The organism is Micromonospora sp. NPDC000089 (genome assembly GCF_042899365.1).
GTDB lineage: Bacteria > Actinomycetota > Actinomycetes > Mycobacteriales > Micromonosporaceae > Micromonospora.
Genome location: NZ_JBIAZT010000001.1, coordinates 200,289 through 222,076 on the forward strand (window position 1 = coordinate 200,289; position 21,788 = coordinate 222,076).

The window sequence follows — 21,788 nt, forward strand, 5'->3', positions numbered from 1 at the left end:
ATCAGCCGCCGGACTGGTCGTACCGGGCGACGCCGCCGAACGCCCCGAACCGCTCGGGGTGCTCGTCCACGTCGGACGGTGAGTCGGGCCGCCACAGCGGCATGTGCACCACGCCCGGCTCCAGCACCGTCCAGTCGCCGAAGAAGCCGGTGACCTCGGCCCGCGAGCGCAGGGTGATCTCGGTGGCGGTACGCGCCGACAGCCGCTGCGCGTCCAGCATCTCCTGCGGCTGGTCCTCGAAGGTGGAGTGCGAGATGACCAGGAAGCTGCCCGGGGCGGCGGCCGCCCGCAGGGTGGCCAGGATCTCGCCGGGCCGGTCGGCGTCCGGGACGAAGTGCACCACCCCGGCCAGCAGGATGCCCATCGGCCGGTCGAAGTCGATCAGGCCGCTGGCCCGGGCCTCGTCCAGGATCAGCTTGGGGTCGCGCAGGTCGGCGTGGATGGCGGTGGCCCGGTCGTTGCCGGCGAGCAGCTCGCGGCTGTGCGCCACGGCCACCGGGTCGATGTCGACGTAGACGATCCGGGCCTCCGGGTTGGCCGCCTGGGCCACCTCGTGCACGTTGCCGACGGTCGGGATGCCGGAGCCGATGTCGAGGAACTGGTCGATCCCGGCGGCGAGTAGCACCCGGACGGCCCGACGCAGGAACTCCCGGCCGGAGCGCATGGTGGCGGCCAGGTTCGGGGTCATGCCGGCGATCTGCTCCGCGAGCTGCCGGTCGATCTCGAAGTTGTGCGCGCCGCCGAGGAAGTAGTCGTAGACCCGGGCCGCGCTCGGCCGGCTCAGGTCGATCTCGGCGGGGATGTCGTCCGGCTTCTGCATCGCGTCTCGCCCCAGTCTCGTCGCGGCGGCGGGGCAGCCAGAGCGGGCGTGCCCGGGCACGCGACGCCACACCGGTCGACCCGCGAATCGTGTGTTCCACACCACTCTATGCGCGTACCCCGCCCGGCGGGAGATCCACTTTCCGCGACCGGCCCGTCACTCCCGCCCCTGGCCGCCCGCCCGGACCGCCGGCCGCCACCCGACCAGCGGCGGCCGGCGGCCAGGATCAGGCGGCGGACTCCAGCAGCAGGGAGATGCCCTGGCCCACGCCGACGCACATGGTGGCCAGCGCCCGCCGGCCGCCGCGCCGGCGCAGCTCCAGCGCGGCGGTCAGCGCCAGCCGGGCCCCGCTGGCGCCGAGCGGGTGGCCGAGCGCGATCGCGCCGCCGTTGGGGTTCACGTGCTCCGCGTCCTCGGGCAGGCCCAGCTCGCGCAGCACCGCGATCCCCTGCGCCGCGAACGCCTCGTTCAGCTCCACCACGTCCAGGTCGCCGACCGCCAGGCCGTGCCGGTCGAGCAGCTTGCGGGTGGCCGGCACCGGGCCGATCCCCATGATCCGCGGCGGTACGCCGGCCGCCGCCGCGCCACCGATCCGCGCCAGCGGGGTCAGGCCGTACCGGGAGACCGCGTCGGCGGAGGCGACCAGCAGGGCGACCGCGCCGTCGTTGACCCCGGAGGAGTTGCCGGCGGTCACCGTGCCGCCGGCCCGGAACGGGGTGGGCAGCGCGGCGAGCTTCGCAAGCGTGGTCTCCCGCGGGTGCTCGTCGACCTCAACCAGCTTCGTCTCGCGCCTGCCGGCCGGCACGGTCACCGGCGCGATCTCCTCGGCGAACCGGCCGTCGGCCTGCGCCTTCGCCGCCCGCTGCTGGGAGCGCAACGCGAACTCGTCCTGCGCGACCCGGTCGACACCGAACTCGGCGGCCACGTTCTCCGCCGTCTCCGGCATCGAGTCGATGCCCCAGCCCTGCTGCATCAGCGGGTTGACCAGCCGCCAGCCGAGGGTGGTGTCGTACACCTCGGCGGTGCGGGAGAACGGGGTGGCCGCCTTCGGCATGACGAACGGCGCCCGGCTCATGCTCTCCACCCCGCCGGCCACCACCAGGTCGGCGTCGCCGGCCACGATGGAGCGGGCGGCGGTGGCCAGCGCGTCCAGGCCGCTGCCGCAGAGCCGGTTCACCGTGCTGCCGGGCACCGCCTCGGGCAGGCCGGCCAGCAGCGCCGCCATCCGGGCCACGTTGCGGTTGTCCTCACCGGCCTGGTTGGCGCAGCCGAGGACCACGTCGTCGGTGCGGGCCCAGTCCACCGACGGGTGGCGGGCGACCAGCTCGCGGATCACGTGCGCGGCCAGGTCGTCGGGGCGCACCCCGGCGAGGGCGCCGGCGTACCGGCCGATCGGGGTGCGGACTCCGGCCACGAGGTATGCCACGGTCATCTTCAGACGTCCTTCGGGGGTGGGAAGGGGCTGTCGGTGGCGGCGTCGCCCGGGTCCCGGGGGCGCCCGGCGCCAGGATATCCGCGCCCGCAGCGGTTAGGTTGGTGGCATGGCTCGGGCCCAGTTCAGCGCAGAGACCGCCGGCAGCGGAGCGTTCGTCCGCCAGGCCAACCGGTTCACCGGTCGGGTCACCCCGCACTCCACCTCACCGGAGGGCGGCGGCCCCGACGAGCAGGACCGCTGGCCGCTGGAGGCCGGCCGCTACCGGTTGATCTGGTGCCGGGCCTGCCCGTGGGCGCACCGGGCCCGGATCGTGCGCGGCCTGCTCGGGCTGGACGAGGTGATCTCGCTGGGCACCGTCGACCCGATCCGGGACGAGCGCGGCTGGCGCTTCGCCATGGACCCGGACGGCTTCGACCCGGTGCTCGGCATCGGGTTCCTGTCGGAGGCGTACCTGGCCACCGACCCGGACTACTCCGGTCGGGTGACCGTGCCGGCGCTGGTGGACACGCTCACCGGGCGGGTCGTCACCAACGACTACCCCCAGCTCACCCTGGACTTCTCCACCGAGTGGCGGCGGTTCCACTCCCCCGACGCGCCGGATCTCTACCCGGTCGAGCTGCGCCCGGAGCTGGACGCGCTGATGGCCGAGATCCACCGGGACGTGAACAACGGCGTCTACCGGTGCGGATTCGCCACCAGCCAGGAGGCGTACGACGAGGCGTACACGGCGCTGTTCGCCCGGCTGGACGCGCTGTCGGAGCGGCTGGCCGGGCGGCGCTACCTGATGGGCGACGCGATCACCGAGGCGGACGTGCGGCTGTTCACCACCCTGGTCCGCTTCGACGTGGCGTACCACGGGCACTTCAAGTGCAACCGGCAGAAGCTGACCGAGCTGCCGGTGCTGTGGGCGTACGCCCGGGACCTGTTCCAGACCCCGGGGTTCGGCGAGACGGTGGACTTTGACCACATCAAGCGGCACTACTACGCCACCCATCGGGAGATCAACCCGACCGGCATCGTGCCGCTCGGCCCGGACACCGCCGGCTGGACCACGCCGCACGGGCGTGGCTGAGCCACCCGGCGGCACCACCGCGCCACCCGGCACGACCGCCCGGGCGGTCGCCGCGTCGGCCGCCGCCGGCTGCCTGGTCGCCGGCACGGTCGCAGTGACCGTCGCGGTGGTCGCCGGTCCCGGCCCGGGCCTGACCGGGTACGTCAGCGAGGCCGGCGTCACCACCAGCCGGTACGCCCCGGCGTACCGGATCGGGATCTTCGCGGTGGCCGCGGCGCTGCTGCTGCTCGCCACGGCGCTGCCCCCGGCGGCCCGGATCGCCGCCGGCCTGCTCGCCACCGGCAGCCTGTTCACCCTGCTGTCCGGGGCGGTGACCTGCAGCGCCGGCTGCCCGCTGCCGCCGTTCGAGGCGGCCACCGTGGCGGACCTGGTGCACGGCGGCGCGAGCATCGCGGCGGTGGCCGCGGTGGTCTTCGCGATGCTGGCGCTCCGGCTGCGGCCGGTGGCGTCGCCCGCGCTGTGCCGCATCGGGACGCTCGGCGCCGCGGTGGCGCTGCCGTTGTCCGGGGCGATCGCGGTGGCGCTGGTGACGGTGGGGCGCGGTGGGCTGGTGGGCGGGCTGGAACGGGTGTTGCTGGCGGTGGCCGTCGGCTGGGGGCTGCTCACCGCGACCCTGCTCGCCCTGCCCCGGACGCCCGCCCCCGCGCCGGCCCGACCCGACGGCGCCGGCCCGGGCGGTCGGGCCGCGCCCGCCGCCCGGACGGACCGGCGGCTGTAAGGAGCCTCACGACGACCGCCCCTTCCCGGCGAGTAGCCGCCGGGAGTAGCGTGGGCAGGCGATGACCAATGTCTGGCACCTGACCGTGCGCCTGTACGTCGACCTCCGACTGCAGGCCAGCGGCGTCTGTCCGGCGCAGCCTCGCTCCTGACGCTGCCCCCGACCGCCCTCAGACAGACCTTGGACGCATCCTCATGGCTTCCGCCCTGCGCAGATTCCCCTTCTCCCTGCAGATCCTGCTCGGCCTCGTGCTCGGTGTGGCGCTCGGCTTCCTCGCCCGCGCCAACGACCTCGCCTGGCTGACCAGCACCCTCGACACCGTCGGCGGGCTCTTCGTCCAGCTGCTCAAGCTGGCCGTCCCGCCGCTGGTCTTCACCGCCATCGTGGTCAGCGTGGTCAGCCTCCGCGGGGTGGCCAACGCCGCCCGGCTGGCGCTCAAGACGCTGCTCTGGTTCGGCGTCACCGCGCTGATCGCGGTGAGCATCGGCATCGGCCTCGGCCTGCTCACCAACCCGGGCCGCGGGGTGACCCTGGACGTGGGCGGCGCCGCCCCGCCGAAGACCACCGGCTCCTGGACGGACTTCCTCACCGGCATCGTGCCCACCAACCCGGTCGGCGCGTTCGTCGAGGGCAACGTCCTGCAGATCGTCTTCCTCGCCCTGGTGGTGGGCGCCGCCGCGCTGCTGATCGGCGAGGCCGCCGAGCCGTTCGTGACGCTCAACCGCTCGGTGCTGGCCATCGTGCAGAAGGCGCTCTGGTGGGTGATCCGGCTCGCTCCGATCGGCACCCTCGGCCTGATCGGCAACGCCGTCGCCTCGTACGGCTGGGACCTGCTGGCCCCGCTGGCCAAGTTCACCACCGCCGTCTACGTCGGCTGCGCGATCGTGCTGTTCGTGGTCTACCCGCTGGTGCTGGTCGCCGCCGGTCGGCTCAACCCGGTGCGCTTCTTCGCCGGCGCCTGGCCGGCCATCCAGCTGGCCTTCGTCTCCCGCTCCTCGGTGGGCACCATGCCGGTGACCCAGCGCTCCGTCGAGCGGCTCGGCGTCCCCCGCGAGTACGCATCGTTCGCGGTGCCGTTCGGCGCCACCACCAAGATGGACGGCTGCGCCGCGATCTACCCGGCCCTGGCGGCGATCTTCGTCGCCCAGGTCTTCGGGGTGGACCTGGGCGTCGGCGACTACCTGCTGATCGCCTTCGTCTCGGTGGTCGGCTCGGCCGCCACCGCCGGCCTGACCGGCGCGATCGTGATGCTCACGCTGACCCTGAGCACGCTGGGCCTGCCGCTGGCCGGCGCCGGCCTGCTGCTGGCCATCGACCCGATCCTGGACATGATGCGTACCGCCACCAACGTGGCCGGCCAGGCCCTGGTGCCGACCGTGGTCGCCGCCCGCGAGGGCATCCTGGACCGGTCCGCGTACGACGCCGCCGGCCGGCGTGACCTGGTCGACGACGTCGACGAGACCGAGCGCCCGGCCGACCGGCTGGAGCCGGTCCCCGCCTGACGATCGACGGGTGCGTTTCCGGTCGCTCCGGCGACGGGAGACGCACCCGTTCGCGCAACCGGGCCCCGGACCGGGGCCTGTTCGCCGCTGAAGGAGAATCGCCGCATGAGCGCCTTGTTCACCCCGCTGGCCCTGCGGGCCGTCACCCTGCCCAACCGGGTCGCGATGGCCCCCATGTGCCAGTACAGTGCCGGCCCCGACGGGCTGCCCACCGACTGGCACCGGGTCCACCTGGGCTCGCGGGCCGTCGGCGGCGCGGGCCTGATCGTCACCGAGGCGACCGCGGTCGTGCCGGAGGGGCGGATCAGCCCGCAGGACGTCGGCCTCTGGTCCGGCGCGCACGTCGACGCCTGGCGGCCGATCACCGGGTTCCTCGCCGCCCAGGGCGCGGTGCCGGCCGTGCAGCTGGCGCACGCCGGGTTCAAGGCGTCCACCTACCGGCCGTGGGAGCCGCGGCGCGGCGGCGTGCCGGACGCCGAGGGCGGCTGGGCCCCGGTCGGCCCGGGCGCCGAGCCGTTCGTGGCCGACTATCGGCAGCCGACCGCGCTGGACGAGGCCGGCATCGCGCACGTGGTGGCCGCGTTCGCCACCGCGGCCGGCCGGGCGCTGGACGCCGGCTTCGCCGCGGTGGAGATCCACGCCGCGCACGGCTACCTGCTGCACGAGTTCCTCTCCCCGCTGACCAACCACCGCACCGACTCCTACGGCGGTGACCGGAGCGCCCGGATGCGGCTCACCCTGGAGGTGGCCCGGGCGGTCCGCGCCGCGGTCGGCGAGGACGTGCCGGTGCTGACCCGGATCTCCGCCACCGACTGGGTCGAGGGCGGCTGGACCGTGGACGACAGCGTGGCGCTCGCCGCCGAGCTGGCCGCCGCCGGGGTCGACCTGGTGGACGCCTCCTCCGGCGGGGCCGCGGCCCGGGCGACCATCCCGGTCGGCCCCGGCTACCAGGTGCCCCTGGCGGCCCGGATCCGCCGTGACGCCGGCGTGCTCACCGGCGCCGTTGGCCTGATCGTCGAACCCGAGCAGGCCGAGCAGATCGTCGCCGACGGCGAGGCGGACCTGGTCCTGCTCGGCCGCGAGCTGCTGCGCGATCCGTACTGGCCGCGCACCGCCGCCGCCAAGCTCGGCGCCACCCCCGACTGGCCCGCCCAGTACGCCCGCGCCCACTGACCTGCCCCCGCGCACTTCCCTGGAAGAGTGGCCATCCGACGGCGGATGGCCACTCTTTCCGTCAGCGCCTCGCAAGGGCTCGGGTCAGCCGGCCAGGTGGGACCAGGCGTGCTCCAGGTCGTGCCAGGGGCCCTGGGCGGCGACGGTGCCGCCGGTCAGGACCACCACGTGGTCGGCGCGCACCAGGGCCGCCCGCTTGGACGTGGACCCGACCACGGTCACCCCGTGCTCGCGCAGCGCGGCCCAGAGCGCCAGCTCGGTGGTGACGTCCAGCGCCGAGGAGACGTCGTCGGCGACCAGCAGCTCCGTCCGCGGCGCCAGCGCCCGGGCCAGCGCCAGCCGTTGCAGCTGCCCGCCGGACAGCCGGGTGCCCTTGTGCCCGATCAGCAGCCCCAGCCCGCCGCCGGCGGCGGACAGGTCGTGCTCCAGCTGGGCGGTGGCCACCGCGGCGCCGGCGTCCACGTCGTGGCCGAGGGCGATGTTGTCCACCACCGTGCCGGACAGCACCCGGGGCAGCTGCCCGACGTAGCCGACCTGCTGCGGGCGCAGGAACAGCTCCGGCTCGGTGACCGGCTCGCCGTTCCAGCGCAGCGAGCCGGTGTGGTGCACGATCCCGGCCAGCGCCCGCAGCAGCGACGACTTGCCCGACCCGACCGGCCCGACCACCAGCACCAGCTGGCCCCGCTCGACGGTCAGGTCGACGTCCCGGACGGCCAACGTGCCGTCGGTGTGCAGCGCCCCGAAGCCGGCCAGCTCCAGCCGGCGCAGCGGGTGTCGCGGGGGCGGCTCCGGCGCCGGCGCGGTGCCGGCGGCCAGGTCCAGCCCCGGCACCGGCGCGGAGTAGGTGCCCAGCCCGGTCATCGCCACGGTCCGCCGGGTCCACACCCGCGCGGACGGGTACTGCGACACCAGCGCCGCGGTGGTCCACGCGAACCAGCGGGCCGCGCCCAGCGTGGAGACCGCGACCAGGGTTGCGCCCGCGGAGAGCCCGCCGGCCAGGTAGAGCGCCCACGCCCCGATCGGCAGCAGCCCGCTGGCCACCGACGGGGTGGACCGGGCCCACACCTGCATGGCGATCTCGCGGCGTTGCCGCTCGCTGCGCACCGCGTCCAGCCGGGCCAGGTGGCCCAGCACCGGGCCGGTGGCGCCGGCCAGCTTGACCGTACGGGCGGCGGAGAGCGCGGAGACCAGCGCGGTGGCGAACGCCGCCCGCGCCTTGACGGTGCCGGCGGCGGTGCGCTCCAGCCGGGGCCCGAAGAGGGTCGCGGCCAGGCCGGAGACCACCATCGTGCCGACGAAGAACAGCGCCGGCACGAGGCTGCCGGTGACCAGCGTCATGGCGAGCACGATGGCCACCGAGATGAACTGGTCCATCAGGTTGTCCGCGAGCTGCACCACCCGGTCGGTGTCGCCGCCCTGCGCGACCACCTCGGCCGGGGTGTGCCCGCTGACCCGGCGCGCGCCGGTCTGCCCGTGCACCAGCCGGGCGCTGATCCGCAGCATCTGCCGGATCCACCAGTGCGGGAACCACACGTTGGTCAGGTAGGGCAGCGGCAGCACCACCAGCAGCGCGGCCGCGATGCCCAGCGCCGGCAGCCACGGGTCGCCGCCGCCGACCACCTCGGCCCAGAGCCAGGGCAGCACCGAGCCGTCCAGCCCGAGCAGGGTGAGCACGACGAACAGGCCGATCGCCGCCAGGCCGTACCGGGGGTCGTTGAAGCCGAGCCGGAGGATCTCCCGGATGGTCCGCGCGGGCGGCACGGGGGGCGCCGGCGGCGGTTCGGCGCGCGCCACCGCGGCCGGCGGCGCGGGCGTGGCGCTCGGAGCGGGCTCGTCGGCCCAGCCGGGCGCGTCGAGCAGTTCCACGCCGCCGCGCCGCGGGCCGGTGCCGGCGTACGCCCCGGCGTGGCTGGTGGCGAGCAGCTCGGCGAAGTGGGCGGACTCGCGCAGCGGGCCGGCCTCCAGCACCGCGCCGTCGGCCATCACCACCACCTCGTCGCAGCGGCGCACCGAGGAGAGCCGGTGCGCGATGACGATGCCGATCCGGTCGGTGAGCAGCCGTTCGGTGGCCTGCCGGACCCGGTTCTCGGTGACCGGGTCGAGCCGGGCGGTGGCCTCGTCGAGGATCACCACGTGCGGGTCCCGGACCAGGATCCGGGCGAACGCCACCAACTGCTCCTGGCCGGCGGAGAGCACGTGCCCACCCTCGCCCAGCCGGGTCTGCACCCCGTCGGGCAGCTCGGCGATCCAGCCGGCCAACCCCAACTCGAGCAGCGCCCGTTCCGCGTCGCCGAGCAGCTCAGGGTCGAACAGGGCGACGTTCTCGGCGAGCGTGCCGGCGAGGATCTCGGTGCGCTGCGGCACCACGGCGATCCACCGGCGCAGCTGTTCGACGTCCAGGTCGACCAGGTCGGTCTCGCCGAGGAACACCGTGCCGCGGGGCACCTCCACCGCCCGGGTGAGCACCTTGGCCAGCGTCGACTTGCCCGAGCCGGTGCGACCGACCAGCGCGTACGACCGCCCCCGGGCGAAGTCGAGCCGGACGTCCCGCAGCGCCGGGCCACGGTCGTCCCCGGTCGCCGGGTAGCGGAAGGTGAGCCCGCGGACGGTCAGGTCCCCGTCGGCCGGGGCGGCGCCGCCGACCGGCTCCTGCCGCGACCCGGCCAGCAGCTGCACCCGGGCCCACGCGCCGAACGCCTGCTGCAGGTGCGGCACCCAGCGGGCGATGTGCTCCACGGTGGCGCCGAACGCGATGGCGAGCAGCCAGACGGCGGTCAGCCGGGCGGCGTCCACCCGGCCGGTGGCCAGCGCCCAGGCGCCGCCCAGCACCACGCCGGCGATGCCGACCCGGACACCGCCGGTGGCCAGCGCGGTGACCCGGCCGGAGAGCCGGAACACCCGGTCCCCCCGGGAGATCACGGCGGCCGCCCGGCGCGCGTAGAGCCGCAGCACGTACGGCCGGGCGAGGCTGGTGCGCACGTCGTCCTGGCCGTGCACCGCCTCCTCCATCACCGCGGCCAGGTCCGACCAGGCCTCTTCCTCGGCCACCCGGGCCGGGGAGATGCGGGCGGTGGGCCGGCGCAGCACGACGGCGAGCAGGACGGTGAGCAGCACCATCCCGACGCCGGCCGGCCACCAGACGACCAGCGCGCTGACCGCCGACAGCACGCAGACGGCGATGCCCCAGGCCAGCCGTACGCCGGTGTTCCGCAGCTCGGCGGCGACCTGGTAGACGTCGTTGTCGATCCGGTCGAGCAGCTCGCCGACCGGGGTGGTCTCCAGCGCCGGCAGCTCCTGCCCGAGCGCGATCCGGCAGAGCCGGCGGCGCACGTCGGCCGACCAGTCGGCGGTGAGCCGGGCCATGATCAGCCCGATCAGCAGGTCGGTGAGGACCGCGGCGACCAGCGCCACGGCCAACGCCAGGAACCAGCCGGACGAGCGGTGCACCAGCACCGGCCCGGCCAGCGCGGAGGCGGCGGCCTGGCCACCGGCGCCCAGCACGGTCAGCAGCAGGACCGCCGCCAGCCGACGGGGCGCGGTGACCCAGAGGTCGCGGAGCAGGCGCATGGAACGGTCCTCCGGACTCGGGTGGTGGGGGCGGTGACCCCAGCCTCGTCGTTCCGGCCCGGCAACTCAACGTAATTACGTCTGGGCGACCCGGCGGACGATGCCCAGCAGCGCCTCCTGCACGTCGGTGATCGGCCGCTCGGGCTGGAACACCAGCCAGTCCACCGCCACCACCAGGCCGACGCCGAACAGCGCCGACGAGGCGGTCCGCACGTCCAGGTCGGCGGGGAGGTCGCCGCTGTCCACCCCGGCCCGGACGGTCTCGGCGATCACCTCGATCGCCTCGCCGCGCAGCAGCCGCAGGGTCTGCTGCCACTCCCGGTTGGTCCGCCACATCTCCGACAGCAGCAGCTGGGCGAAGGCCCGGTAGCGGCGGATGTACTCCAGCTCGGCCCGGACCAGCGCGGCCAGCGCCTCCCGCGGCGGCAGGCCGTCGACGGCGGCCCGGAAGTCGGCGGTGAGCAGCCCGATGCCGTGCCGCAGCAGCTCCTCGAAGAGCACCGTCTTGGACTCGAAGTTGTAGTAGACGGTGCCCTTGGCCACCCCGGCCCGGGCCGCGATGTCGTCCACCGTGGTGGCGGAGAAGCCCTGCTCGGCGATGAGTTCCACCGCCGCCACGAAGAGCCGCTGCCGGGTGTCCTCGCGCCGCCGCGACCGTCCGTCCGTCACTGGTCCTCCCCCGTGTTCCCGCCCGCCGGCCACCGGCCGGCGGGCGTGCCGTTCCGCCTGCATCCTCACATGGTCAGCTCGGGGTGCAGCTTGGCCGGGGTCAGCCGACGCGACCGCCGGGTGGCGGCCACGGTCAGCGACAGCGCTCCGGCGCCGAAGGCGGCGAGCACCAGCGCGCCGGTGACCACCGCGTCGGTCGGGCCACCGTTGACGGTATGCCGCAGCCCCTGCACCACATAGGACATCGGCAGCCACGGGTGGACGGTCTGGAAGAAGCCGGGCGAGGTCTGCACCGGGTAGGTGCCGCCGGACGAGGTGAGCTGGAGCATCAGCAGGGCCAGCGCGGCGAGCCGGCCGGCCGGGCCGAGCTGGGCGCCGAGCCACTGCATGATCGCGGTGAACGCCAGCGAGGTCAGCGCGAGCAGGCCGAGCGTCGTGGCCGGGTGCACCGGGTCGAGCCCGAGCACCAGGGTCACCACCGCGAAGAGCACCCCGGCCTGGGCCAGCCCGATCGCCGCGGCGGGCAGCCAGCCGGCGAGCGCGACCCGCCAGGCGGCCGCGTCGGACATCACGTTCCGCCGGTTCACCGGCCGCAGCAGCATGTACGTGATCATCGCGCCGACCCAGAGCGCCAGCGCGAGGAAGTACGGGGCGAAGCCCACCCCGTACACGCCCGCCGGGTGGTGCGACTGCCGGTCCAGCGAGACCGGGTCACCGAGGATGCCGGAGCGGGCGCTCGCGTCGTCGTACCCGGGGATCTTCTTCTCCCCGGCGGCGAGCCCGTCGGCGAGCTGGCCGGCCCCGCCCTCCAGCTTGGTCAGGCCGGCGGCGAGCTTGTCGCTGCCGCCGGAGAGCTGCGCCAGGCCGCCGTCCAGGTCGCGGGCGCCGGTGGCGAGCTTGAACAGGCCGTCGCGCAGCTGGCCGGCGCCGGTGTCGGCGGCGCCGATCCCGTCGCGCAGCTTCGCGTTGCCGTCGGCGATCTTGTCCAGCGCGTCGGCCAACTGGTCCACCTTGGCCCGGGCGCCGGCCACGTCGTCGGCGAGGTGCGGGGCGGCGGCGGCCACCTCCCGGGCGGTGTCGGCGGCCTTGGTGATCCGCGCCTTGAGCGCCGGCAGGTCGGTCCGGTCCAGCGCGGTGGCCACGGACTTCGCGCTGGCGACGGCCTTGTCGGCGGCGGACCGGGCGGCCACCATGGCGGGGTCGTCGGCCAGCTCCGGGTGCGCCTTGACCACGGCGTCCAGCCGGTCACGCACCTGCTGCGCCGCGTCCACCGCCTCGTCGGCCTTCGCCGGCAGGGTGTCGAGGCCGGCGGCGAGCGCGTCGGCGCCGGCCGCGATGGCGGTGGCCGCCTTGCCGATGGTGTCGGCGTTCTCCCGCAGCACCGGCTCGTAGCGGTCCACGGCGGCGTCGACCTGCCGGGCGGCGGCCCGGGTCTGCGCGGCGGCCTGGGCGCTGCCGTCGGCGAGCTGGACCGAGGCGGTCCGCAGCCGGTCCAGCCCGGTGGCGAGGTCGTCGGCGCCGGCGGCGGAGCGGTCCAGCCCGTCGGAGATCTGCCCGGCCCCGGCCGCGGCGCGGTCGAGCTCGGTCGCCAGCCGGCCCGCGCCGTCCTGCGAGGTGCCCAGCCCGTTGGCGAGCTTGCCCGCGCCGTCGGCGGCCCGGGCGGTCTCCGCCTTGGCGTCGGTGAAGCCGACCAGCATCTTGTCGAAGTAGCCGGTCGCGGTGCTCTCCGCGGCGGCGGCCCGGATCTCGCTGAACGCGGAGCGGGCGAGCAGCCCGGAGAGGTAGTTGGTGGCGTCGTCGTTGACCACCTTGAGCTCGCCCTGCCGGGCCGGCCGGTCCGGCTCCGGGCTGGCCACCAGGGTGGCGGAGAAGTCCGCCGGGATCGAGAAGACCAGGTGGTAGCGGCCGGTACGCAGGCCGGCGTCGGCGTCCTCGGGGTCGGTCACCGTCCAGCCGAACACCTTGCGGTCGAGCAGCTCGTCGGTGAGGTCGTCGCCGGCGTGCACCACGGTGCCGTCGCCGGCGGTGGCCGGCCGGTCGGAGTTGACCAGGGCCACCGGGATCCGGTTCATGTTTCCGTACGGGTCCCAGAAGGCGTACAGGTAGAGGGCGCCATAGAGCAGCGGGATGACGGTCAGCACGGCGAGCGCGGCGCGCGGCAGCCGGCCCCGGGTCATCCGGCGCAGCTCGAAGCGGGCCAGGCGCAGGACACTCATCGGGTCACCTCTGCGGTGTCGGGGGTGGACGGTTCGTCGGCGGGGCCTCGGGGGGCGGGGGCCGCCGGGAGGGTCAGGTCGGTGACGGAGGGCAGCTGCGGGTCGCCGATCCGGTGCACGATCGCCCGGGCGCCGGGCTCGACCGCGCGGGCGCTGGCGATGACCGCGTACCCCTGGTCGGAGAGGCGGGCCAGGGCGTCCCAGAGCCAGGCCCGCTCGGCGGCGTCGGAGCCGGTGTCGACGTCGTCGGCGACGATCAGGCTGGGGCCGCTCAGGGTGGCCAGCACCAGGCCGAGCACCTGCCGCTGCTGCGGGGTGAGGTCCCGGCCGCGCAGGTCCGGGTCCAGCGGTACGTCGGAGAAGCCGGCGCCGGCCAGCGCCGCGGCGTACGCCTCCCGGCGGTACGCCCGACGCGCCCGGACGGCGGCCACCGGCACCAGCTGCCGGCGACGCCGCGGCACCGGCCCGAGCAGCAGCAGCCGCTCCTGGATGTGCTCGGCGACGGTGAGCGCGGGATCCGGCTCGTGCACCCCGGCCACCTGGCCGAGCGCGGCCGGCCCCCGGGTGTGCAGGGTGCCGACGTTGTGCGGGAAGCGACCGGCCAGCGCCAGCAGCAGCGAGGTGCGCCCGCTGCCGGGCGGGCCGGTCACCGCGTGCAGCTCACCGGCCTCGGCGGTGAGGTCGACGTCCCGGTACACCCAGCCGCGCCGGGTTCGCAGACCCAACCCGACGGCCTCGACGATCACCATGCCCCATCCCGACTTCACTAAACTGACTGGTCAGTACAAAAACATGACCAGCATAACGCCGGACGTCCGGTTCGATACGCGTGGGACGACGTGATCCCCGCCATGACCGCGCCGCGCTCTCGGCGACCACTTCGCCGCATCTCGCGCAGTTTCCTGGATGTGGTGGCCTCGCGGGCGAGGCGATGGCACTACATCCAGGATCGAGCGGCGATCTTGCCGACTGACGGCGGAGGCGGCGCGGGCGGAGAGCTAGAAGAGCACGGTGGCCAGGGTGCCGACAGGGCGGAAGCCGCAGCGCTCGTACACCCGGCGGGCCGGCCGGTTGAAGTCGTTGACGTAGAGGCTGACCGTCGGCGCCACCCGCAGCAGCGCGTCCCGCACCACCGCCGCCATCGCCGCGGTGGCGATCCCCCGCCCCCGCCACTCCGGGGCCACCCAGACGCCCTGGACCTGGGCGGTCCGCCGGGTCACCACGGCCAGCTCGGCCTTGAACACCACCCGGCCGTCGACGAACCGGGCGTACGCCCGACCGGCCCGGACCAGGTCGTTCACCCGGCGCCGGTAGGCCCGGCCGCCGTCCTCGGCCAGCGGCGAGACGCCGACCTCCTCGGTGTACATGGCGACCGCCGCCGGAAAGAGCCGGTCCACCTCGCCGGCGCGCACCAGCCGCACGTCCGGGTCGGCGGGCACCTGCGGCAGCGCGTCGGTGGCCAGCAGCGGCTGATTGGCCCGGACGTCCCGGGCCGGCCCCCAGTGCTCGGCCAGCCGGTCCCAGAGGCCGAGCACGGCGTCCGCCCGACCGACGATCGAGGAGCAGATCCGTTCCTCGGCGGCGAGCTGCTCGGCGAAGGCGGCGACGGCCGGCTCCGAGGCGAGCACGGGGGTGAGGTTGCCGCCGAGCCAGCAGAGCGACTCCAGGTTGCGCCGGGTGCCGTACCCGAGCACCCGGCCCTCGGCCCGCCACCAGGCCAGACCGCGCGCCGCCACCCGCTCGGCGACCTGGGCGCCGGCGAACGGGTCGCAGTCGAGCAGCCGCTCGACCGCACGACGCTCGGACTCCCCGATCTGGCGTACCGGCACCGTCAGCACGGTTACCAGCCTGCCAGATCGACCGGGGGGCGCGCCGGGCAGCCACGCACAACTTCCGTCGCAGCCTTGTCGGCGACCGCTTGCCGATATATCGTTGATGCATCAGCGACACGATAAGGAAGGATCAGATCATGGGATTCCATCGACAGGTCCACGCGCTGCGCGAGGCCCGGCACCGCGGCTTCGGCTTTCCACCCGTCCCGCCCGGCGGTCCCGCCGGCTGGGGCGGCGGGGGCTGGGGCGGCGGCCGGGGCGGGCGCGGGCGTGGCCGGGGACGCCGGCCGAACGTCCGGGCCGCCGTGCTGGCGCTGCTCACCGAGCGGCCGATGCACGGCTACGAGATGATCCAGGAGATCGACTCCCGCACCGGCGGGGCCTGGCGGCCCAGCCCCGGCTCGATCTACCCGACCCTCCAGCTGCTGGAGGACGAGGGGGCCATCGTCGCCAGCACGAACGAGGCCGGCGGCGGCCGCAAGCGGTTCGACCTGACCGACGCCGGCCGGGACGAGGCCGTGACCGCGGCGCAGACCCCGCCGTGGGCAGAGTTCGCCGAGGAGACGGTCAACAGCTGGCACGACGTCCGGGACGCCGGCTTCCAGGCGATGCACGCGCTGCGGCAGGTGATGGCCACCGGCACCGACGACCAGCGGGAGCGGGCGGTCCAGGTGCTCGACGAGACCCGCCGCAAGCTCTACGCCATCCTCGCCGAATCCGAGTGAGCGTCCCGGCGTACGCGAAAGGGCGGCCTTCCCGCGTGGGAGGCCGCCCTTTCCGACGAGCCGGTCAGTGCACGGTGACCGTGGCGCCGCCGGGGACCAGGGCGCGGAGCTCCTCGGGGAGGTCGGCGCCCATCTCGTCGGCGATCCGCAGCGCCTCCTCGATCAGGGTCTCCACGATCTGCGCCTCGGGGACGGTCTTCACGACCTGACCCTTGACGAAGATCTGCCCCTTGCCGTTGCCGGAGGCCACGCCGAGGTCGGCCTCGCGGGCCTCGCCCGGGCCGTTCACCACGCAGCCCATCACGGCCACCCGCAGCGGCACCGGCAGGCCCTCCAGCCCGGCGGTGACCTCCTCGGCCAGCTTGTAGACGTCGACTTGGGCGCGGCCGCAGGACGGGCAGGAGACGATCTCCAGGCCGCGCTCGCGCAGGCCCAGCGACTCCAGGATCTGGTTGCCGACCTTGATCTCCTCGACCGGCGGGGCGGACAGCGACACCCGGATGGTGTCGCCGATCCCCTCGGCCAGCAGCGCGCCGAAGGCGACCGCCGACTTGATGGTGCCCTGGAACGCCGGGCCGGCCTCGGTCACGCCGAGGTGCAGCGGGTAGTCGCACTGCTCGGCCAGCTGGCGGTACGCCCGGATCATCACCACCGGGTCGTTGTGCTTCACCGAGATCTTGATGTCCCGGAAGCCGTGCTCCTCGAACAGCGAGCACTCCCACAGCGCCGACTCGACCAGCGCCTCGGCGGTGGCCTTGCCGTACTTGGCGAGCAGCCGCTTGTCCAGCGAGCCGGCGTTGACGCCGATCCGGATGGGCACGCCCGCGTCGCCGGCGGCCTTGGCGATCTCCTTGACCTTGTCGTCGAACTGCCGGATGTTGCCGGGGTTGACCCGGACGGCCGCGCAGCCGGCGTCGATCGCCGCGAAGACGTACTTCGGCTGGAAGTGGATGTCGGCGATCACCGGGATCTGCGACTTCTTCGCGATCGCCGGCAGCGCCTCCACGTCGTCCTGGCTCGGCACGGCGACCCGGACGATCTGACAGCCGGACGCGGTCAGCTCGGCGATCTGCTGCAGGGTGGCGTTGACGTCGGAGGTGAGGGTGGTGGTCATCGACTGCACGGAGACCGGCGCACCCCCACCGACCGGCACCGAGCCGACCATGATCTGGCGGCTGGCCCGGCGCGGGGCGAGCGGCGGGGGCGGCACGGCGGGCATACCGAGACTGACAGCGGTCACTTCAGGCACTCACCTTGTGAAGAGCGTGATCGGATTGATGACATCCGCGGTGACGGTGAGCAGCGTGAACGCTCCACCGATCAGGATCACCGCGTACGTGAGGGGCATGAGCTTCATGTAGTCGACCCGACCCGGGTCGCGGCGACCGATCCGGGCGTACAGCCAGGAGCGGGCCCGCTCGAACCAGGCGATGGCGATGTGGCCGCCGTCCAGCGGCAGCAGCGGCAGCAGGTTGAACACCCCGACGAAGAAGTTCAGCGAGATGAACAGCAGGGGCAGCATCTGCCAGAAGCCGGCCGCCAGCGCCTCGCCGCCCAGTCGGCTGGCGCCGACCACGCTGATCGGGGTGTCCTTGTCCCGCTCGCCGCCGGTGACCGCGGTCCACAGGGCGGGCACCTTCTCCGGGATCCGCTTCATCGCCTCGTAGGTGCCGACCGCGAGATCCTTGGTGTAGCCGGCGGTGGCCGGGATCGCCTCGATCGGGCCGTACTTCACCGTGGCCGGCACGCCCGGCGGCAGCGACGGGCCGGCGACGCCGAGGGCGGAGACGGTCTTCGGCGCGCCGTTCGGGTCGTCCAGCGGCCTGCGCTGCACGGCGGCCAGGGTCACCTGGGCGTCGTTCTGCACGCCGTCGCGCTCGTACCGGATGGTGGCCCTGCCCGGCGGCAGGTCGCGCACCTTCTTGACCAGCTCCTCGTAGTCGGCCACCGGCGTCCCGTTCACCGCGACGATCTTGTCGTCGTCGCGCAGCCCGGCCTGCTTGGCGGGGCTGGCCGGGTCGCCTGCGGCGCACTCGCGCTGGGCGTCGGTGGGGATGACGCAGTCGACGATCTTGACGTGCGCGGGCAGCGGGTTGGGCAGGTCCTTGTTCGGCATCCCGACGAACATCGCGAAGAGCCAGATGGCGACGACGGCCAGGAGGAAGTGCGTCACCGAGCCGGCGGACATCACGATCGTCCGCTTCCAGACCGGATAGCGCCACATCGCCCGGGGCTCGTCGCCCGGCTCGACGTCGTCGTCCTGGGGCGTCATACCGACGATCTTGCAGAACCCACCCAGCGGGACCGCCTTCACGCCGTACTCGGTCTCGCCGCGCCGGAACGACCAGAGCGTCGGGCCGAAACCGACGAAGTAGCGGGTGACCTTCATCCCGAAGGCCTTCGCGGTCAGCATGTGACCGGCCTCGTGCAGGCTCACGGAGACGAGGATCGCCAGGGCGATCGCCACGATCCCCAGTACGTTGAGCATCAGGCTTCCCTCTCCGATCCCGCGATGATCTCCTGCGCGTGCGCGCGCGCCCACGACTCCGCCGCGAGCACGTCCTCGACGGTACCTGGTTCGTCGAAGTCGGGAGCTCCGTCCAGGACCCGCTCGAGGGTGTCGACGATGCCGAGGAACGGCAGCCGGCCGGCGACGAACGCCGCGACGCACTCCTCGTTCGCCGCGTTGTAGACCGCCGGGCGGCAGCGGCCCGCCTCGCCGGCCGCCTTGGCCAGCGCCACCGCCGGGAACGCCTCGTCGTCGAGCGGGGCGAACGTCCAGGTGTGCGCGGTCGTCCAGTCGACCGCGGACGCCGCGTCGGGCACCCGGTCCGGCCAGCCGAGGCCGAGCGCGATCGGCAGCCGCATGTCCGGTGGGCTCGCCTGGGCCAGGGTCGAGCCGTCGACGAACTCGACCATCGAGTGGATCACCGACTGCGGGTGCACCATCACGGTGATGTCGGCGTACGGCACGTCGAACAGCTCGTGCGCCTCGATCACCTCGAGCGCCTTGTTGACCATGGTGGCCGAGTTGATCGTGACAACCGGGCCCATGTTCCAGGTGGGATGCGCCAGGGCCTGCTCCGGGGTGACCTCGGTCAGCTCGTCACGCCGCCGGCCCCGGAACGGCCCGCCGCTGGCGGTGACCACCAGCCGCCGCACCTCACCGCGCGTCCCACCGCGCAGGCACTGCGCCAACGCCGAGTGCTCGGAATCCACCGGGACGATCTGCCCCGGCCGCGTCACCGCGGCCTTCACCAGCGGGCCGCCGGCCACCAGCGACTCCTTGTTGGCCAACGCGAGGGTACGACCACCGCGCAGCGCGGCCAGCGTCGGCGCGAGCCCGAGCGAGCCGACCACCCCGTTGAGCACCACGTCGCAGGGCCACTGCGCCAGCTCGGTCATGGCGTCCGGGCCGGCGACGATCTTCGGCAGCTTGAAGTCCCCGGTGGCCCAGCCGCGCCGGCTCGCCTCGGCGTAGAAGGCAAGCTGGAGATCCTGCGCGGCGGACGCCTTCGCCACCCCGACGGCCTCCACGCCCAGCTCCAGGGCCTGCGCGGCGAGCAGGTCGACGTTGCCGCCACCGGCGCCGAGCGCGACCACCCGGAACCGGTCCGGGTTGCGCTTGACGATGTCGATCGCCTGGGTGCCGATCGACCCGGTCGAACCGAGCAGGACGAGATCCCGGGGAGTTGTCACGCCGCCATTCTGCCCCGCCCTAGCTGTGCCCCCGCTGGGAGCCTCAGCCCTCGGCGTCCGCCTCCTCGTCGAGCAGGTCACCCGGGTCGACGGAGAACTCGAAGGGCTCACGCATCGCGAAGGTCGCCCCGGCCGCGGCGGCGCAGACAGGTCGGTACTCCCCCTCGACCAGCTCGTAGAGCGCCATCGCGGGCACCCGGTTACGCAGGTCGACCCGCAGGAAGAACGGCACCCCGGCCGCCGCGTACTCCCGGGGACGGTCGATGACGTCCTTCCGGCGATTGCCCGGCGAGACGATCTCGCCCAGCAGCACCGCCTCGCGGATGTCCATCGCCACCCGCCCCCATCCCGAGGAACGCAGAACGGCGATGTCGGGAATGAACAGATCATCACCGGAGACGATGTTGACCTCGTGGTAGAGCCACAGCTTGGCCCCGCCCACCCCGCCACAGCACACCCGGTCCGTCCCCACCGCACCCTGGCCCGATCCGCCTCGTTGATCATGGGGTTACCGGTGGTGTGGATCTCCACCGGCGCCGTCAATCTCATGATCAACCAGCGCTGGGGGGTTGTGCTACGCGGGTGGCGAGGGTCGACGCCAGGAGGGCCACCGGGCGGTGGGGGTCGTTCGTCAGGTGGTGCAGGAGGGGGAGCGCGAGCTGGTCGGGCAGCTCGGCGAGGGCCTGGGTCAGGCGGATCCGGACTGCGGGGTCGCTAGCGTGCGTGACGAGTGCGTCGGCCAGAGCGCGGAGGATGCGGTCCGCCCACGCCGGGTCCCGGGCCAGCGCGCCCAGCGCCTCGGCCGCCTCCACGTCGTTCGTCCCCTCGACCACCATGCCGAGGAGCGTCGGCACCGCCCGCGTCTCGCCCCGCGCGCCCAGCGCGAGCGCGGCCTGCCGGCGGATCGCCGGGTCCGGGTCCCCCAGCGCGTCGGTGAGCGCCGCGGTCGCCCGGTCGTCGGGCAACCGGGCCAGCGCCCGCACCGCCCGAAGTCGGACGTCCACGTCGGTGGAGGCCATGCCGGACGCCAGGCTCGCCACGCCCTCGCCGCCGGCCCGTTCCAGGGCCCACCGCAGGGCACCGGCGACGTGCGGATCCGCCTCGGCCAGCAGCGCCTCGGCCAGCAGCTCGCCGGGCGGCTGCTCGATCGGCGCCAGAACGGCCTGCTGCCGCCGCGCGGCACTCGGCGAGCCGAGCCCGTGCAGCAGCTCGACGATCCGCGCGACGTCCTGCCACCCGGCGGGCTCGGCGGCACCGACCGCCCGGAGCCGGTCGAGCAGTTCGCGCTCCCGGTGCAGGCGTTCCTCGGTCCGGCGGATCAGATCATCCACCAGCGCGAACGGGGCGAATTCCGGATCGTCGAGCGTGCGGGCGACCTCGCGCAGCGACAGTCCCAGTGACCGCAGGGCCTCGACGTGGAAGATCCGTCGGACGTCCGCCGGGGTGTACTCGCGGTAGCCGCCGACGGTACGCCCGGTCGGGCGTACCAACCCGAGGGAGTCGTAGTGCCGGAGCATCCGGGCGCTCACCCCCGACCGGTGCGCCACCTCGCCGATCAGCACGTCGCCGTACCCACCTCGTCGGGACCGCGCGCGACGACCCGCCTCGCCTCGTCGAGGGCGAGGTCGAAGCCGGCCTCCGGGTCGCGCAGCAGCCGGTCGGTGGCGACGGCGTGCGCCCGCACCACCGGGTCGTCGGACGTCGACGCCGTACCCAGGATCGGCTCGACCACGTCGCCGAGCGCGACGAGGGCCCGGCTCAGACTCCGCCGTACCTCCCGGTCTCCCCTACCGAGTTGCCCGGCGAGGTCGGCGGCGAGCGTTGCCCGCTCGCCATCGGGGACCAGGACGACGGCGGCACGCCAGGCGGTGCGCGCGACCTGGTCGTCGGCGTCGCGCAGCAGCGCCGGCGTGATCGCGGGCCACGTGCTCCGGTCCCCGATCTTGGACAAGGTGTGCAACGCCTGACTGCGGGCCTGCGCGTCGGCGGATCGCAGCTCCGCGAGCAGCCTCGGCACGGTTATCTCCGCCGGCAGCCGGGTCAGCGCCCAGGTGAGCGTGTCGCGCACGAAGAAGTCCGGTTCGATCGCGCACCGCGCCACCAGCGTGTCCACCAGGCCGGGCTCAGGCCGCGTACCGATCGCCAGCGCTGCCTTGAGCCGCGTCGAGACGCTGCCGGCGGCCAGCGCGTCGCGCAGCCGAAACTCCGGCGATTGCCCGTCTGTAGAGTCCACGGTCGACCACCCCCGACGCCCAGTGAAGACCCTGCCACAGTGACAAGGTCAAGAGCCGGGGATGGATCAGGCGGCAGGCTGACGAAGCTTTCCCACTCCTCGCCACCGCACCGGTCGGTGCGCCGGC

Annotated in this window: 18 protein-coding genes; 5 read left to right on the forward strand and 13 right to left on the reverse strand. The window is 74.4% G+C overall.

Annotation, left to right across the window (positions count from 1 at the left end):
- Position 1 precedes the first annotated feature (1 nt).
- Together ACFY3U_RS00975 and pcaF are read right to left on the reverse strand one after the other, a co-directional pair.
- On the reverse strand, positions 2 to 820 hold the full coding sequence (locus tag ACFY3U_RS00975; protein ID WP_387192768.1) for an SAM-dependent methyltransferase: 819 nt from the start codon (positions 818 to 820) through the stop codon (positions 2 to 4).
- 226 nt (positions 821 to 1,046) lie between these two features.
- Positions 1,047 to 2,252, reverse strand: coding sequence for a 3-oxoadipyl-CoA thiolase (gene pcaF, locus ACFY3U_RS00980; protein WP_387192771.1), 1,206 nt, complete (start codon positions 2,250 to 2,252; stop codon positions 1,047 to 1,049).
- Between the two features lie 109 nt (positions 2,253 to 2,361).
- On the opposite strand from pcaF, the gene ACFY3U_RS00985 reads away from it, so the two are divergent.
- From ACFY3U_RS00985 to ACFY3U_RS01000, 4 genes are all read left to right on the forward strand, one after another.
- Positions 2,362 to 3,327 carry a glutathione S-transferase family protein gene (locus ACFY3U_RS00985; protein ID WP_387192774.1) on the forward strand — a complete coding sequence of 322 codons (966 nt, stop codon included), beginning with the start codon at positions 2,362 to 2,364 and terminating at the stop codon, positions 3,325 to 3,327.
- A complete protein-coding gene (locus ACFY3U_RS00990) occupies positions 3,320 to 4,045 on the forward strand; it encodes a DUF998 domain-containing protein (RefSeq protein WP_387192777.1) in 726 nt (241 codons plus the stop codon). The genes ACFY3U_RS00985 and ACFY3U_RS00990 overlap by 8 nt, the downstream gene beginning before the upstream one ends.
- 206 nt (positions 4,046 to 4,251) lie before the next feature.
- Positions 4,252 to 5,547 carry a dicarboxylate/amino acid:cation symporter gene (locus tag ACFY3U_RS00995; protein ID WP_387194095.1) on the forward strand — a complete coding sequence of 432 codons (1,296 nt, stop codon included), beginning with the start codon at positions 4,252 to 4,254 and terminating at the stop codon, positions 5,545 to 5,547.
- A gap of 105 nt (positions 5,548 to 5,652) precedes the next feature.
- Positions 5,653 to 6,720 (forward strand): NADH:flavin oxidoreductase/NADH oxidase, encoded by a 1,068-nt coding sequence (locus tag ACFY3U_RS01000; RefSeq protein ID WP_387192780.1) that lies wholly within the window; start codon positions 5,653 to 5,655, stop codon positions 6,718 to 6,720.
- An 84-nt stretch (positions 6,721 to 6,804) separates the two neighbouring features.
- Here ACFY3U_RS01000 and ACFY3U_RS01005 read toward each other — a convergent pair whose 3' ends face one another.
- The 5 genes from ACFY3U_RS01005 to ACFY3U_RS01025 form a co-directional block, all read right to left on the reverse strand.
- Positions 6,805 to 10,287, reverse strand: coding sequence for an ATP-binding cassette domain-containing protein (locus ACFY3U_RS01005; protein WP_387192782.1), 3,483 nt, complete (start codon positions 10,285 to 10,287; stop codon positions 6,805 to 6,807).
- A gap of 75 nt (positions 10,288 to 10,362) precedes the next feature.
- Positions 10,363 to 10,956 carry a TetR/AcrR family transcriptional regulator gene (locus ACFY3U_RS01010; RefSeq protein WP_387192785.1) on the reverse strand — a complete coding sequence of 198 codons (594 nt, stop codon included), beginning with the start codon at positions 10,954 to 10,956 and terminating at the stop codon, positions 10,363 to 10,365.
- A 65-nt stretch (positions 10,957 to 11,021) separates the two neighbouring features.
- Positions 11,022 to 13,172, reverse strand: a complete 2,151-nt coding sequence (locus ACFY3U_RS01015; protein ID WP_387192786.1) for a YhgE/Pip family protein — start codon at positions 13,170 to 13,172, stop codon at positions 11,022 to 11,024.
- Entirely contained in the window at positions 13,169 to 13,921 is a 753-nt protein-coding gene (locus tag ACFY3U_RS01020; RefSeq protein ID WP_387192789.1) for an ATP-binding cassette domain-containing protein, read from the reverse strand. The genes ACFY3U_RS01015 and ACFY3U_RS01020 overlap by 4 nt, the downstream gene beginning before the upstream one ends.
- Before the next feature lie 249 nt (positions 13,922 to 14,170).
- A complete protein-coding gene (locus ACFY3U_RS01025) occupies positions 14,171 to 15,010 on the reverse strand; it encodes a GNAT family N-acetyltransferase (protein ID WP_387192792.1) in 840 nt (279 codons plus the stop codon).
- 131 nt (positions 15,011 to 15,141) lie between these two features.
- Between ACFY3U_RS01025 and ACFY3U_RS01030 the strand changes: the two genes are divergently transcribed.
- Entirely contained in the window at positions 15,142 to 15,729 is a 588-nt protein-coding gene (locus ACFY3U_RS01030) for a PadR family transcriptional regulator (protein ID WP_387192795.1), read from the forward strand.
- 64 nt (positions 15,730 to 15,793) lie between these two features.
- Here ACFY3U_RS01030 and ispG read toward each other — a convergent pair whose 3' ends face one another.
- The 6 genes from ispG to ACFY3U_RS01060 form a co-directional block, all read right to left on the reverse strand.
- Positions 15,794 to 16,969: a flavodoxin-dependent (E)-4-hydroxy-3-methylbut-2-enyl-diphosphate synthase gene (ispG, locus tag ACFY3U_RS01035; protein ID WP_387192798.1), complete on the reverse strand. Its 1,176-nt coding sequence runs from the start codon at positions 16,967 to 16,969 to the stop codon at positions 15,794 to 15,796.
- Between the two features lie 9 nt (positions 16,970 to 16,978).
- Entirely contained in the window at positions 16,979 to 18,217 is a 1,239-nt protein-coding gene (locus ACFY3U_RS01040; RefSeq protein ID WP_387192801.1) for a M50 family metallopeptidase, read from the reverse strand.
- Positions 18,217 to 19,428: a 1-deoxy-D-xylulose-5-phosphate reductoisomerase gene (dxr, locus tag ACFY3U_RS01045; RefSeq protein WP_387192804.1), complete on the reverse strand. Its 1,212-nt coding sequence runs from the start codon at positions 19,426 to 19,428 to the stop codon at positions 18,217 to 18,219. Before dxr ends, ACFY3U_RS01040 begins: the two co-directional genes overlap by 1 nt.
- Before the next feature lie 43 nt (positions 19,429 to 19,471).
- A complete protein-coding gene (locus ACFY3U_RS01050) occupies positions 19,472 to 19,870 on the reverse strand; it encodes a Uma2 family endonuclease (RefSeq protein ID WP_387192806.1) in 399 nt (132 codons plus the stop codon).
- Positions 19,871 to 19,979: 109 nt separating this feature from the next.
- Positions 19,980 to 20,990 (reverse strand): HEAT repeat domain-containing protein, encoded by a 1,011-nt coding sequence (locus tag ACFY3U_RS01055; protein ID WP_387192809.1) that lies wholly within the window; start codon positions 20,988 to 20,990, stop codon positions 19,980 to 19,982.
- Positions 20,984 to 21,661, reverse strand: a complete 678-nt coding sequence (locus ACFY3U_RS01060; protein ID WP_387192811.1) for a HEAT repeat domain-containing protein — start codon at positions 21,659 to 21,661, stop codon at positions 20,984 to 20,986. Before ACFY3U_RS01060 ends, ACFY3U_RS01055 begins: the two co-directional genes overlap by 7 nt.
- Positions 21,662 to 21,788 lie beyond the last annotated feature (127 nt).